Raw genomic sequence first — 14,284 nt, 5'->3', positions numbered from 1 at the left:
TGTGTAAATTTAAGTCAGATGTTTATTCCTGTTAAAAGTTCAGCTTTTATAGTCACGTTTTCAAGCCGATGAGAATTAAGAAATGGATATATTGGAAATTATTTTTAGTCTGTTAGCGCTAATTATATTGGAAATTGTTTTAGGGATAGACAATCTGATTTTTCTATCGATACTGACTGAAAAATTACCAGCAGAACAACGCCGATCCGCGAGGCGATGGGGACTTACATTTGCATGGGTAACCCGATTATGTTTGCTGGCTTCAGCAATCTGGCTGGCAAAACTTCAGCATCCATTATTTTCAATTGGGGAATTCTCTTTTTCTGGACGGGATATTTTTCTTTTCGCTGGCGGCGCATTTCTAATTGTTAAGGCTACTCAGGAAATTCATGATGAAGTGGGTGAAGAACCTGCAATGATGATTAATAAGTCGACCAGAAAAACAACATTTAAAGGTGTTATTACGCAAGTTGCAATAATGGATGTGGTATTTTCGCTGGATAGTGTTTTAACGGCAATTGGGTTGACTACCCGCTTTTGGGTAATGGCGATTGCAATCTCCTGTGCTATTTTGGTTATGATCTATGCCAGTGAGTCTGTCAGCCGTTTCATTGATAAACATCCAACCATTAAAATGCTGGCTTTATCATTCCTTATTCTGATTGGGACGGTTCTGATTGCCGACAGCTTCTCTTTTCATGTTCCGCGAGGCTATATTTATTTTGCTATGGGTTTTTCAATTAGTGTGGAATTGCTCAATATATTTAGACGTTCTCGACGCAAACAAAGAAAAGCCAGTAAATAAGTACGTTGCAGATTAAGGTCTTTCATCTTGAGGCAATGGCAACCTGGTTTACCGGGCTTTTAAGCCATTGTATTCATTACATCTTCAAGGACTGCGAAATTTTTGCAGACAGGACAGAAAATAAAAGCTTTATTTTAGGTTGTTGAAAAGCGATTTGCCTTAGTTTAAGAAAAGCCTTGGTAAATTTAAAGATACCGTCTTTCAAAAGTGCATAAGCTGCTTTATTTTGTGCCAGTGCCTGTAAAAACTCCTCTCGGTTGGAATAATTAATTAATGCTGGTTCAGGGTTTGAGGCAATATATTGAAGCTTCCTGGTTACAGGATCGTCGCTTTTCATCAGTTCATTTAAAATATCAGGTGGAACAGTCATTAAATTGACTCCTGCCACTGAGAGCACCTGTTGCTTGTCTCTAAAACTGGCTGCCATGATTTCAGTAGACATTGAGTGGCCCGTATAATAGTTAATGATACTTTGTATTAACTCTACCCCAGGCGATTGAGGGGATGGAATATTATGGCTGGAAAAATAATCGTTTAATCTGCCTACGAAAGGGGAGATTAATGTCGCTTTGGCCTGAGCGCAGGCGGCTGCCTGAATTAATGAAAAAACCAGTGTCAAATTACAATGAATTTCCTGTTTTTCCAATTCTTCCGCTGCTTTAATGCCTTCCCAACTGGCAGCTATTTTGATTAAAATCCGGTTTCGAGAGATGCCTTTCTTCTCATAGAGAGATATCAGGTATTGCGCTCGCCTCACCGTTTCTTTTGTATTGAAGGATAAACGAGGATCCAGTTCGCTTGAAATTCTGCCAGGAATAATCTGTAAGAGTTCTGCACCAATTTCTGTAATAAAGCCTGCGGCAAAGCGGATGGATTGCGGATAGCCAGAGTTATCGTCCTGTTTCGATTCTGCGAGAATTTTATTTAATATTGGCTGGTAACCAGTATTCAATGCTGCATCGAGGATCAGTTTCGGGTTGGTGGTAGCATCACGGGTTTGAAATAGTTTGAGCAGTTGAATATCGCCTGTATCGGCAACTATCTCCGAATATTGCTTGAGTTGTTCTAACTGATTCATTAGCGCCTTCACTTATAATCGCTTTTTCTAGCTGTCTGGAAAAAGCGATTAACTATTCCCGGATATTTCAAGAATAGCAATAATTTGTGAAAACTGCGGAGAATCTAAAATTATTCTTCTATTTCAATCATCTCGAAATCTTCTTTCCCGGCACCGCAATCTGGACAGAACCAATTTTCGGGAACATCTTCCCAGCGAGTACCCGGCTCAATCCCGTCTTCGGGCCAGCCTTCCTGTTCGTCGTAAATAAAGCCACAAATGACACAAATGTATTTTTTGAATTCCTGCATGGATAAGAATCTCTAAATTTAAAAAAGCTGTAATTTAACGATTGTCTATAGTCTTGTAAAGTTACAAGTATAGGTGGGTGGTTATTTTTGATCAAATGGTTAAAAAAAGGTAGAATTAAGTCCTTTCTTAGGCAAGGAGTAGTCATGAGTTATTCGCAACAACTTTTCAATGAGGCTCAGGCCGTAATTCCTGGCGGTGTTAATTCGCCTGTTCGTGCATTCAGAGGGGTAGGTGGAGAGCCTGTTTTTTTTAAACAGGGGAAGGGCGCTTATTTAATCGATGCGGATAACCGTCATTACATCGACTATGTTGGCTCATGGGGCCCCTTAATTTTAGGCCATTGTCATCCCAAGGTCATCGAAGCAGTTACTGAGGCTTTACAAAATGGGATGAGTTTTGGAGCGCCTACTGAGTTGGAAGTTCGCCTCGCAGAGAAAATTATTCAATTAATGCCTTCCATTGAGAAAGTACGAATGGTTAATTCTGGCACAGAGGCCACCATGACCGCTATTCGATTAGCCAGAGGCTTTACCGGCAAGAATAAAATTATCAAGTTTAATGGCTGTTATCATGGCCATAATGATAGCTTATTGGTTAAAGCAGGATCTGGCCTGCTAACGCTGGGCATCCCTTCAACTCCTGGAATTCCTGCAAGTATTACAGAGCATACCCTGACTGCAGACTTCAACGATCTCGCCTGCACGGCCCAGTTATTTGAAACATATCAAAATGACATTGCAGCAGTTATTCTTGAGCCGGTTGCTGGCAATATGGGCTTTGTTCTACCTCGCCCAGAATTCCTTAATGGTTTACGCGAGCTTTGTGATCACTATAATGCCTTGCTGATTTTTGACGAAGTAATGACTGGATTTCGTGTCGCCTTGGGAGGTGCGCAGTCTGTTTTCAACATCGAACCTGATTTAACTACCTTGGGTAAAGTGATTGGCGGAGGCATGCCGGTAGGTGCGGTTGGCGGCAAGGCGTCCATTATGAGCCATCTTGCTCCGGAAGGTAAGGTTTATCAGGCTGGAACTTTGTCTGGCAACCCTCTGGCCATGGCTGCTGGCCTGGCAACCTTGACAGAGATTGAAAAGCCTGGTTTTTTTGAGAATCTTGACTTGACTACCAAAGCATTGATTCAGGCTTTGGCTGAAGCAGCAAAGTCTCTGAATGTTCCGTTTTGTTCAGCCTCTTTAGGGGGAATGTTTGGTTTCTGCTTTAGTGAACTCCCACAGGTCTTTAGCTATGCGGACATCGCCTCATCCGATGAAGAACTGTTCAAACGCTTTTATCATGGCATGCTAAGAAAAGGCGTGTATTTTGCACCTTCTTTATATGAAGCCGGCTTTGTCTCCTCTGCGCATCAAAAAGAAGAAATTCGATTGACTCAGGAAGCTGCAGTTGATGTGTTGGATGAGTGCCTGAAGGTTCGCGCTTAGTCAGCTGAACCCCGAATTTCCGGGGCTTTGACCGCGGGGATTCGGGGGCGGTCAGGTCAGGCGGCCTGGATGCAGAATATGAGACTCGGGGTTGCCATCATTCTTTTAAAGAAAAGACCTTTTCCGCAATCATTGCTTCTTCATCACCCCGTATAACCAGAATATTATGGCCAACATCCGAGATATTAAGGCAAGCCTCCACTGTTTCAGCATTTTTTTCTTCATCGATAAAAAAATTGAAATGCTTCAACGGGGTCAAAATCATTTTACGGATTAATGAAGCATTTTCCCCGACACCGCCGGTAAAAATAAGGGCATCGAGCTGTTCTAACTGGCTTAAATAAGCACCGATAAACTTTTGGATACTATACACATACATATGAACTGCCAATTTTGCATCCGGATCGCCTTCGGCAAAGCGCTTTGTCAGATTGCGCATGTCATTATCCCGGGCAATCCCGTAAAGACCGCTATTTTTGTTTAATAACGAGTCAACTTCACCGGCGCTAAGGCCTTTATCCAGGAGGTAGAGAGGAATGGCAGGATCAATATCACCGCAACGTGTTCCCATGACCAGGCCGGCCAGTGGGGTTAATCCCATTGATGTATCAGCAGATACTCCCCGTTTGATTAAGCAAGCGCTTGCACCATTTCCCAAGTGAAGGCTGATAAAATTACAGGCACTGAGCGGCTTATCGAGAAACTGGGCGGCGCATCTGGCTACATATTCATGATTAATTCCATGAAATCCATAACGTCTGATTTGGTATTGCCTGCTTACATCCATGTTGATTGGATAATGATAAACATGAGCAGGCATCTGATGATGAAAACCTGTATCAAATACCGCAACGTGAATTGCTTCAGGAAAATTCTCCTGCGCTAGTTCAATCCCCAGTACATTGACAGGGTTATGAATAGGGGCCAGAAAGTTTAATTCTTTGATCTGTTTAAGTTTTTCAGGCGTAATAAGAGTCGGTTCGAACAAATCCGTACCCCCATGCACGACGCGATGACCTATGCGGGAGATGGGATGATCAACCAGATCTGAGTTCAGGCGGGAAGATAATAAGGCGAAAGCCTCTGCGTGGTTGCTAAACTGATGTTCTTCCACTGAACTTTTTTTAAAATGATGATGCCATTTACCTAAAGGCTCGCCAATACCCTCCATCAAACCGCCAAGCAAAAGCTTATGTTTTTTATTTGATAAACTATAGGCTTTATATTTAATGGAAGAACTGCCCGCATTGATTGAAAGAATATTCATAATTTTTCCCGGTTAACCTGAATGGCAGTCACCAGAATGGTATTGATGACATCCTGGGGTGTGCAGCCTCTGCTTAAATCATTAATGGGTTTATTAAGTCCGAGTAAAACAGGGCCGATGGCCAAGGCGCCGCTTTCTCGCTGTACTGCTTTGTAAGTATTATTACCGGTGTTTAGGTCCGGAAAGATAAGAACATTAGCTCTACCCGCCACTTTTGAATCAGGCATTTTTTTCGCAGCCACTTCGGGATCAACAGCAGCATCATATTGTAAAGGACCTTCCGCTGCTAATTTGGGATGTTTTTTACGAAGAATATCCATGGCGTTTGCTACTTTTTCAACACTTTGCCCTTTACCCGATTCGCCGGAAGAATAAGACAATAATGCCACTTTAGGACTGATCCCAAGTCGTCTTGCCATGTCGACCGCCTGCTCTGCAATCTCCGCCAGGGTCTGGCTGTCCGGCTCTGGATTTATCGCGCAATCCCCATAGATTAAAACCCGGGTAGGCATGCACATGATAAAAACTGAGGAAACTTTGGATATGCCCTGTTTTGTTTTAATAATCTCCAGGGCAGGGCGGACTGTATCCGCAGTAGTATGAGCGGCACCTGAAACCATGCCGTCCGCTTCCCCGATGTAAACCATCATGGCAGCAAAATAATTGACATCTGTCATCCGTTCAAGGGCAATAGGAAAATTAATATTTTTATGTTGTCTTAATTTGAAATATTCATTCGCGAAAATTACTTTATCAGTTGATTTCTCAATATCAATAATGCGGACATTGGGAAGTTCCAGCTCAAGACGCTTAGAGTGCATTTTAATTTTCTGCGGATCACCAAGCAGGGTAATTTTTACAACATTGCGCTTAAGTAAATAATCAGCCGCAATCAGAATACGGCTGTCCTCTCCTTCGGGTAGAACAATATGGCATTTTCTTTCCCTTGCTTTTCGAATCAACTCATAGAGGAAGATAGCAGGGCTCATTGAGGGAGTATGTGCTTTGCTGCTCAGCATTCTTAAGAGAGGTTGTGATAAATAGGGGACCATGGCCTGAGCCGCGATTTTAACCCGTCCCTCATCAGAAACATCCAGGCTAAATTTGGCCGAATACAATCGGGTAGCTGTCTCATAGGTCTTGTATTCTACCAGCAATACCGGAAAGCAATGTTCCAGACCGGAAATAATGTTTCGTATAATGATGCCGGGCTTTTCCCCGCCAGTCAGAACAATTCCGGCGATTTTGGGATAGTTTGCGGACTGCTCGGCAAGCAATGCCCCTAAAAGAACATCGATTCGGTCATCAGGGGTAATAATCAGCATACCATTGCGATCTAAGCGTGATTCCAGAAAATTACCGATAGTCTTGGCTGCAACGGTAAACTCACGCACAGGACGATCCAGTTCATTCCTGCCGCATAGTACGTCGGCATTTAGCAATTGAGCAATGGCCCGGACTGATGGGCTGGATAATTGTTCAAACTCTGGAATAATAACTACAAAGGGAATAAATGGAAAATGCCCGGTGAATAATAATTCTGCTTCCGTTTCATCGTGAACGCGGCTGACAATAATGCCGGCTACAGCAACATGCGAGCGTTTGCACATTTCAATTGCTGTATTCAACACAGCAAGCGTATGATCAAGTGTGCGGTCTTTTGAAGAGACAACCAGAAACAAAGAGCAATTTAACTGATAAGCCATGTTTATATTAAACTGGAACTCATAAACATCATTGTCGCTTTCAAAATCAGTTCCTTCAAAATAATCAAGTACTGATGAATTCTCAACCTGTGTTTTCTCTAAAACCATTCCCAGAAGATCATCCGGCTGTGTTCGCATCAGGGAAATAGCCTGATTAACGTCCATTATTGCTGGAACTGGTGAACCGGTCGTTTTTTCCAATAAGCATTTCTGAGCATCGTCTTTTTCACTGAAAAGCTTAAAACAGCGGAAGGCAATTTGTTCTGCAATGAAGGTTGAAACTATGCCAAGGGAAATAAATGATTTTCCAGCTCGTTTCTCAATACCGGTAAGATATATCTTTTTATGCATATTGTTTCTACCGTGGTCAGTCTTAGTTGATTTTAGACTATATGAATGCTTAAGTTAAGAAAAAATAATACAGTTTTTATGAATTATATACTTCCTCATAAAGGTAGTAATATCCCCATACTATAAATTTATCGATCCCGCATAGACAGCTTTCTCATTGCATGGCATAGTCATTTGGAACAATCTAAGAAAAGGATGTATTGTGCCGGCAGAGGACAGAATCAAATCAGCTTCAATTAATTGGCCGCAAGGTGTGTTTGCTCTGTTTTGTATTCAGATTTTCTCTACTTTAAGCTTTAGTGTCCTCTATTCTACCCTGGTCCTTTATATGACGGGCCCTTTGACACTGACGGCGCAGAATGCCAACAGTATTATGGGGGTATTCGTTGCTTTCAATTTCGCCCTCCACTTACTGGGCGGATGTATGGGCGGGCGTTATTTCTCCAACCGCATGTTATTCAGTATTGGTATGCTTGCGCAGATTATTGGCTGTGTTCTGCTCTCAACAGAAAGCATGACCTGTCTTTATTATGGGCTTGCTGCATTTCTTACTGGTTGTGGTTTGAATGTCACTTGTATCAACTGCATATTAACGCAGCTGTTCACGCCTGAGGATACGCGAAGGGAAACCGCTTTTTTGTATAATTATGCAGGCATGAATATCGGTTTCTTCGTTGGTTTTAGCCTAAGCGGCTATTTCCAGCTTTTTCAGGGCTATGAACGCCTGTTTTTATTAAGCAGTCTGGGAAACCTCATAGCACTGGTGATTTGCCTCTATAATTGGTCGTCATTGGCGGATAAGGACACAAGTTATGCACGCTTATCCAAACCGAAACAGAAAAAATCCCTTCTGTTGGGCATGCTTATGGTTGTACTGTTATTCCTGGCATTACAGCCGTTACTTCATTTTGCAGAATTTGCAAACAAACTCGTATTAATAACCGGTGCGATAATGCTGCTCGTTATTTACTGTCTTGCACGAGCACAAGACAGTGCTGCAGCTCGTGAAAAAATTTATGCCTTTATTGTACTAATGGCCGTCAGTGTGGTGTTTTGGACCTTATATCAAATAGGCCCAATGGGATTGACTCATTTCATCGATCATAATGTGCAGCGTCATTGGTTATTTGTGACCATCCCGCCTCAGTGGTTTCAAAATATTAATACCATCTGTATCGTTTTGGGAGGTCCGCTCTTAAGCATTATCCTTAACAGGCTAAGGTCAAGAAATATCGGTGTAAATATCCCTACCCAGTTTGCTATCGCCCTGGTCTTCATCGGCATTGCCTTTTCAATATTGCCAGTGGGCATTAGCCATGCGGACGCAAGAGGTTTAACTTCACCGCTCTGGGTTATCAGCAGCTTTGTTTTACAAAGCGCAGGTGAGTTATTAATTTCACCCATAGGTTATGCCATGATAGGCAGCCTGGCACCCGCTTCCCTTCAAGGAGTAATGATGGGAATGTGGATGCTCACCAGCGGGGTTGGCGCAACACTATCCAGCTACAGTTCAAACTGGATGACGGCAGGCATGGATAGTTTCGATCCTGCCTTCACAAATCCCGGATACAGCCGCGTCTTCCTTATCCTGGGCCTATCAGCCATTGCTGCCGGCTTTTTGCTATTTGTTTTAGCACCGATGCTGAAAAGATGGATGATTAATCAATCCACTACTATTAATTCCCAGGGAGCAGACCAGCCGATCTCTCTAGCGAAGGCTAACCGAATTCCCGCAGCCATAGACCAATCGAATTCCCGCGGCATAGACCGCGGGACCCATTTGAGCGGATAGATAGGCTCCGCGGTCGGTGCCCATAGCTATCTACACAAATGCATTAGCTAACGAATAGAAACAGTCTAACCCAAATTGAGATATAAGCTGAGTTTGGCTGTCTAAAATTTGTGAGGCTCACTCAGACATGGATCCCCCGGTCGAAGCCGCGCGAATTCGTTCTGTTTGGCACGGGGATTCTTAAGGCCTGCTTGTCCTCCCTGCGCTAATCAGGATAAACTCCCGATTGTTGTTATCAACTGAGCGGCTGCGGTGAGTAATCCCTTTATACCTGTAGAAACTGCCAAACCTCCTAAAGTGAATAGTCCAGCTTCTCTTGCTGAGATAAGTCATGCTTTTCTTGAAGCGAATGATCTGGTTAATCGCTGGCTTGCGCTTTGTCCGCAAAAGTATTTTTGCATTGGGGAGACAGGATTTGGCAATGCCTTGAATTTTCTTTCAACATGGCATGCCTGGCTAAGATACGCGCCAGAAGAAGCGATATTATATTATTACAGTTGCGAAAAGCATCCTCTCAAGGCAGGGGACTTAAAAAACTATCTGGAGCAGTGGAGTGAATTTGATGCACTTGCCGGCGAACTGGTAAAACAATATCCTGTCCTGACCCCCGGTTTTCATTTTCTTTCATTATCTAATGGCCGTGTCAGATTAATCCTAATGTTAGGAGAGGCCAGTTCGTGTTTCCAGCAGCTGCTATGCTCTGGCGATCTTAAGCTTGACTCTAATCTGGAGTGCGCTCAATTCGATGCCTGGTATTTGCCTGGTAATAGTGAAACCCTGACACAGGACCTATTTAAAACAATTGCCTTATTATCCAGACCTGGATGTACATTTGCCGGGTTCTTGGAAGAGAACGCTGTTAAAGATAATTTGCACAACTGTGGTTTCAGGATAAATCAACAAAAGCAAATGCCGGCAGGTGAGTTTTTAGAAGCGCGTTATAGCGCAAGCAGGCGGATAACCGCATGGCACGCTTCAGTAAAACGGGAGTTTAAAGAAAAGAAGGCCATTATTGTCGGTGCAGGACTTGCGGGGGCAATGACTGCCTGCGCATTGGCAAAGCGGGGCTGGGAAGTAAGGTTGATTGAACAGCGGGCAAGTCATGCCCAGGGCGCATCAGGGAATAGCCAGGCGATTTTATACCCTCAATTATCTGCTTTTAAGTCACCTTTGACAGATTTTATGCTGATGGCCTATTTATACGCTGTACGATTTTATCAGCAGATTCCTTCAATTAATGACTTTGCCGATTTAAGCGGGATTTTACAAGTCGCATATAGCGGCAAGGAACGCAAATTACAATCAAGCCTCAAAAACTGGCTCGTCCTTTATCCCGAACTGGCGTCTTGGATTAACGCCAATGAAGCATCATTGAAAGCAGGAATTGCCTTAAGTGAGGGGGGGCTATTTATCCCGGCTTCAGGCTGGATTGATATACCGCAATTATGCGGTTCTTTGCTGCAGCATCCACAAATCGAAATTTACGCGAACTCAACGGTTTCCGAAATCAATCATGAAAACGGACAATGGTTTACCAACAATTTACAGGCTGATGTACTTGTATTGGCAAATGGGTACCAGGCCGGCGAATTTACTCCGACGCAGTGGTTACCCCTAAAACGTATTAAAGGCCAAATGACCTGGATAGATCAATCAACTGAAAGCAGCGCCCTGAAACGCCCGATATGCGGTGAGGGCCATGTTCTTCCCGCCAGGAATGGTTTGCATGCATTAGGAGCGACCTATGAGCTGCAGTTTGACCATTTGGATACGAATGAAAGGGCTAATCAAGTGAACCTGCAAAAGCTCGATCAACTTGCGGGAAATATAAACTGGCACCGAGCTGCCAAAGACCAATGGGCAGGTATCCGGACGGCGGCGCCTGATTATCTTCCTGTAGTCGGACCTGTACCGGATAAGCCGCTCTTTCAGCAGCGTTTTGCAAGGCTTGTCGATGATTCCAAACGCTGGCTGGCGGTAGAAGGGGCCTTTTTACCTGGATTATACATTTGTGCAGGATTTGGCTCACGCGGCCTCACCAGTGTCCCTGTTTGCGCGGAGTGGCTTGCTTCTGTAATAAATAATGAGCCAGGTTTTATGCCCAGAGATATTGTGAGGGCACTTTCAGCGGGCCGGTTTTTAATAAAAGACATTGTTTTGGGTAAGAACGGAAATGCTGGTCAAAAAATGGATGTGACGTTCAAATAATTTTTTCTTGCTTATATGGGCTGAGATAGTTAATCTTCGCCCCATTAGTCTATGAGCGAGGTTTTTGTTGTGTTAAGTATTGAAATTTTTCAAATTGATGCATTCACTGACAAGATTTTTCATGGCAACCCTGCAGCAGTCTGTCTTCTAAGTGATTGGTTAAATGATGAATTAATGCAAGCCATTGCCGTTGAAAATAATTTATCAGAGACTGCGTTTGTAATAGAAACAAGCAATGGATTCCACATCCGCTGGTTTACACCTAAAGGTGAAATCACCCTCTGCGGCCATGCAACCTTAGCCGCCGGTTTTGTACTGTTTGAACTAGGCAAGTGCAACGGTGATATTGTTCATTTTTCCAGCATGGGCGGACAATTGAGCGTTAAAAAGAAAGCTGATCGCTTTACACTTGATTTCCCAAAGTTAGCTTATTCCCAGATACAGGCGACTGAGCCGTATGAGGGCCTGATTGATCAGAATGTATTGGCATTTTTTGAGAGCGAGCTGGATTATGTCTTTCTACTTCATGATGAAAACGACGTAGCGCAGGCGCAGATTGATTATAGATCCCTTAGCCTCTTACCCAAACGGGGTTTAATTATCACCGCCTGTGCCGAAGGCTATGATTTTTATTCCCGCTGTTTTTACCCCAGGCATAATATAGCTGAAGACCCGGTAACCGGATCGGCACATTGTGTGCTCGCCCCATTCTGGTCCGATCGTTTGCATAAAACCTCGCTGAAAGCAATTCAGGGCTCGTTTCGGAAAGGGGAACTGTGGTGCGAGGTGTCGGCTGATAGAGTGTATATCTCTGGCAGCTGTAAATGGTATCTGAAAGGACATTTGGTGATTTAAATTTATTGCATGGCAAGTTCCAATATTTTGGTTTATGCTGAATAAGTCGTCGGTAAAGACGATTTTCAAAAATAAACTAAGGATAGTTAAAATGATGATGAATGATTGGAACAGTGTTATTTTTTTAAAAACTGATAAAACCTCTTCTGATATGATGAAGGGCATGTCTAAATGGGAAGGTGTTGAAGGCATGTGGTCTACAACAGGTGATTGGGACTGGTGCATTAAACTCGATAGCAAATCCTCATCTCCTGAAAAAACTGAAGAATTCGTAAACCGTATGCGTGAAGGCCACTGGGCTACTGAAACCAAAACTAACTGGTGGAAGCAAGTTTCAGGTAAGTAAGCAATAAAGCGCTCCCGGTTGCCCTGCAGCCGGGATGCATAATAAGCGCTTGGTATTTCTCACTATTCATTTTATGCTTCTGTGTTTTTTCTTATTGCTATACGTCATCTCTCATGTAAAAATGCCAGACACACTTCAGGATGGAATGAGATTATGACGGAGTCCGCAGGGAAACGATTTAGGTTACTCGTAAAAACTCAAACCCCGCTTCAGGTAATGGGAACGATTAATGCCTACTGTGCCATGCTGGCAGAACGTGCTGGCGGGCAGGCTATCTATTTATCAGGCGCAGGGGTTGCCAATGCTTCCCATGGATTGCCTGACCTTGGTATGACCAGCTTGCAGGAAGTCGCAGAAGATGCCAGACGAATCACCGCGGTTAGCGAACTGCCCCTCCTGGTAGATGTTGATACCGGCTGGGGCCATGCCTTTAATATTGCCAGAACAGTCAAAACACTGGAAGATGCCAAAGTTGCTGCTATTCATATCGAAGATCAGGTTATCGCAAAACGTTGTGGCCATCGCCCCAATAAAGCAATTGTCAGCTCGTCTGAAATGGGTGATCGAATAAAAGCGGCTGTTGATGCGCGTACCGATGAAAACTTTGTGATTATGGCGCGAACTGATGCCTATGCGGTGGAGGGTATGGCTGCGGCTATTGAGCGGGCGCAGCTCTGCGTTGAGTTGGGTGCCGATATGATTTTTCCTGAGGCAATGACTTCGCTGGATGAGTATAAACAATTCACTAGCAGCCTGCATGTACCCGTTTTAGCAAATATTACCGAGTTCGGTAAAACACCAATGTTTACCCGTGAGGAATTAAAAGAAGCGGGTATAGGGCTCATTCTTTATCCGCTAAGCGCTTTCAGGGCAATGTCAAAAGCGGCCTTACATGTGTACGAAACAATTCTAAGTCAGGGCACTCAATCCCCAGTACTCAATGCAATGCAGAGCAGGGAAGAATTATATGAGGTTTTGGGTTATCACCGATACGAACAAATTTTAGATCAATTGAGGGAGAAAGAGGATGGTCAATAATACAGCCGGATTAGCTGGAGTTGTTGCTGGCGAGTCAGCAATTTGTACAGTAGGTAAAGCAGGAAAAGGCTTGAATTACCGTGGGTATTCAATTGATGATTTAGCCATGTATGCCAGTTTTGAAGAGGTTGCCTATCTTCTTCATTACGGCCACTTACCCACTCAGAAAGAACTCGATGCCTATAAAGACAAGTTGATGAGCTTGCGCAAATTGCCTGAATCCTTAAAGCAAGTGCTTAAAATGATCCCGAAAGACTCTCATCCCATGGACGTATTGAGAACTGCTTGCTCCTTTCTGGGGAATGTCGAACCTGAAACTGACTTCAAACAACAGTACGACATTGCCGATCGCTTGCTGGCCTTATTTCCCGGCATGATCTGTTATTGGTATGCCTATCATTTCGAAGGCAAGGAAATCAGTGTAGAGACGGATGAAACCACCATAGGTGGACATTTTCTGTCGATGCTGCATGGCAGAAAGCCCGATAAGCTGGAACGGGATATGATGAATGTATCCTTAATACTCTATGCTGAACATGAGTTTAATGCCTCTACTTTTGCAGCAAGGGTTACTGCAGCAACCTTATCTGATTTTTATTCTGCAATCACTTCAGCAATTGGCACCCTGCGCGGGCCCCTCCATGGCGGTGCAAATGAAGCTGCAATGGAAATGCTTGAACAATTCAAGAACCCTGATGATGCAGAAACCCGCTTAATGGAAATGCTGGCGAATAAAGCCAAAATTATGGGTTTTGGTCATCGAGTATACACAGTAAGTGATCCCCGTTCGGATATCATTAAAACCTGGTCAAAAAAACTGGCAGAAGCACGAAGCAGCACCCAGTTATTTGAAATTTCTGAACGCGTTGAGGCAGTTATGCGCAGGGAAAAGAAATTATTCCCTAATCTGGATTTTTATAGCGCCTCTGCTTATCACTATGCAGGAATACCCACCGGCTTGTTTACACCAATTTTTGTAATGTCCCGTATCACTGGCTGGTCTGCCCATGTCTTTGAGCAACGGGCAGATAATAAGTTGATTCGGCCAACTTCAGAATATACCGGCCCTGAACCCAAAGCTTATCTGCCAATTGAAAAACGAGGTTAA

12 protein-coding genes are annotated in these 14,284 nt (G+C 43.7%); 8 read left to right on the top strand and 4 right to left on the bottom strand.

From position 1 onward, the window contains the following. Nucleotides 1–82: 82 nt before the first annotated feature. On the top strand, nt 83–805 hold the full coding sequence (locus tag DYH42_RS07445) for a TerC family protein (RefSeq protein WP_058522928.1): 723 nt from the start codon (nt 83–85) through the stop codon (nt 803–805). A 76-nt stretch (nt 806–881) separates the two neighbouring features. On the opposite strand, the gene DYH42_RS07440 is transcribed toward DYH42_RS07445, so the two are convergent. Both DYH42_RS07440 and DYH42_RS07435 read right to left on the bottom strand, forming a co-directional pair. Beyond that, nucleotides 882–1,883 (bottom strand): transaldolase family protein, encoded by a 1,002-nt coding sequence (locus tag DYH42_RS07440; protein WP_058522929.1) that lies wholly within the window; start codon nt 1,881–1,883, stop codon nt 882–884. A 110-nt stretch (nt 1,884–1,993) separates the two neighbouring features. Further along, nucleotides 1,994–2,173, bottom strand: a complete 180-nt coding sequence (locus DYH42_RS07435; RefSeq protein WP_058522930.1) for a rubredoxin — start codon at nt 2,171–2,173, stop codon at nt 1,994–1,996. 144 nt (nt 2,174–2,317) lie between these two features. On the opposite strand from DYH42_RS07435, the gene hemL reads away from it, so the two are divergent. Next, entirely contained in the window at nt 2,318–3,613 is a 1,296-nt protein-coding gene (gene hemL, locus DYH42_RS07430; protein WP_058522931.1) for a glutamate-1-semialdehyde 2,1-aminomutase, read from the top strand. Nucleotides 3,614–3,710: 97 nt separating this feature from the next. On the opposite strand, the gene DYH42_RS07425 is transcribed toward hemL, so the two are convergent. Together DYH42_RS07425 and pta are read right to left on the bottom strand one after the other, a co-directional pair. Further along, on the bottom strand, nt 3,711–4,880 hold the full coding sequence (locus DYH42_RS07425; protein WP_058522932.1) for an acetate/propionate family kinase: 1,170 nt from the start codon (nt 4,878–4,880) through the stop codon (nt 3,711–3,713). Further along, nucleotides 4,877–6,937: a phosphate acetyltransferase gene (gene pta, locus DYH42_RS07420; protein WP_058522933.1), complete on the bottom strand. Its 2,061-nt coding sequence runs from the start codon at nt 6,935–6,937 to the stop codon at nt 4,877–4,879. The genes DYH42_RS07425 and pta overlap by 4 nt, the downstream gene beginning before the upstream one ends. Before the next feature lie 202 nt (nt 6,938–7,139). Between pta and DYH42_RS07415 the strand changes: the two genes are divergently transcribed. The 6 genes from DYH42_RS07415 to prpC all read left to right on the top strand — a co-directional run bounded on the left by DYH42_RS07415 (nt 7,140) and on the right by prpC (nt 14,284). Next, nucleotides 7,140–8,729: a peptide MFS transporter gene (locus DYH42_RS07415; RefSeq protein ID WP_065232793.1), complete on the top strand. Its 1,590-nt coding sequence runs from the start codon at nt 7,140–7,142 to the stop codon at nt 8,727–8,729. A gap of 252 nt (nt 8,730–8,981) precedes the next feature. Next, a complete protein-coding gene (gene mnmC1 / locus DYH42_RS07410) occupies nt 8,982–10,937 on the top strand; it encodes an FAD-dependent 5-carboxymethylaminomethyl-2-thiouridine(34) oxidoreductase MnmC1 (protein ID WP_058522934.1) in 1,956 nt (651 codons plus the stop codon). A gap of 69 nt (nt 10,938–11,006) precedes the next feature. Further along, nucleotides 11,007–11,792, top strand: coding sequence for a PhzF family phenazine biosynthesis protein (locus DYH42_RS07405; protein WP_058522966.1), 786 nt, complete (start codon nt 11,007–11,009; stop codon nt 11,790–11,792). A 97-nt stretch (nt 11,793–11,889) separates the two neighbouring features. Continuing rightward, on the top strand, nt 11,890–12,138 hold the full coding sequence (locus tag DYH42_RS07400) for a hypothetical protein (RefSeq protein WP_058522967.1): 249 nt from the start codon (nt 11,890–11,892) through the stop codon (nt 12,136–12,138). Nucleotides 12,139–12,291: 153 nt separating this feature from the next. Beyond that, nucleotides 12,292–13,176, top strand: coding sequence for a methylisocitrate lyase (gene prpB, locus DYH42_RS07395; RefSeq protein WP_058522935.1), 885 nt, complete (start codon nt 12,292–12,294; stop codon nt 13,174–13,176). Continuing rightward, nucleotides 13,166–14,284: a bifunctional 2-methylcitrate synthase/citrate synthase gene (gene prpC / locus DYH42_RS07390; RefSeq protein ID WP_058522936.1), complete on the top strand. Its 1,119-nt coding sequence runs from the start codon at nt 13,166–13,168 to the stop codon at nt 14,282–14,284. Before prpB ends, prpC begins: the two co-directional genes overlap by 11 nt.

It is taken from the genome of Legionella birminghamensis, from assembly GCF_900452515.1.
Classification (GTDB): domain Bacteria; phylum Pseudomonadota; class Gammaproteobacteria; order Legionellales; family Legionellaceae; genus Legionella_C; species Legionella_C birminghamensis.
Note: the sequence above shows the minus strand (reverse complement) of the source record. Positions and strands in the feature narration are given on the sequence as shown.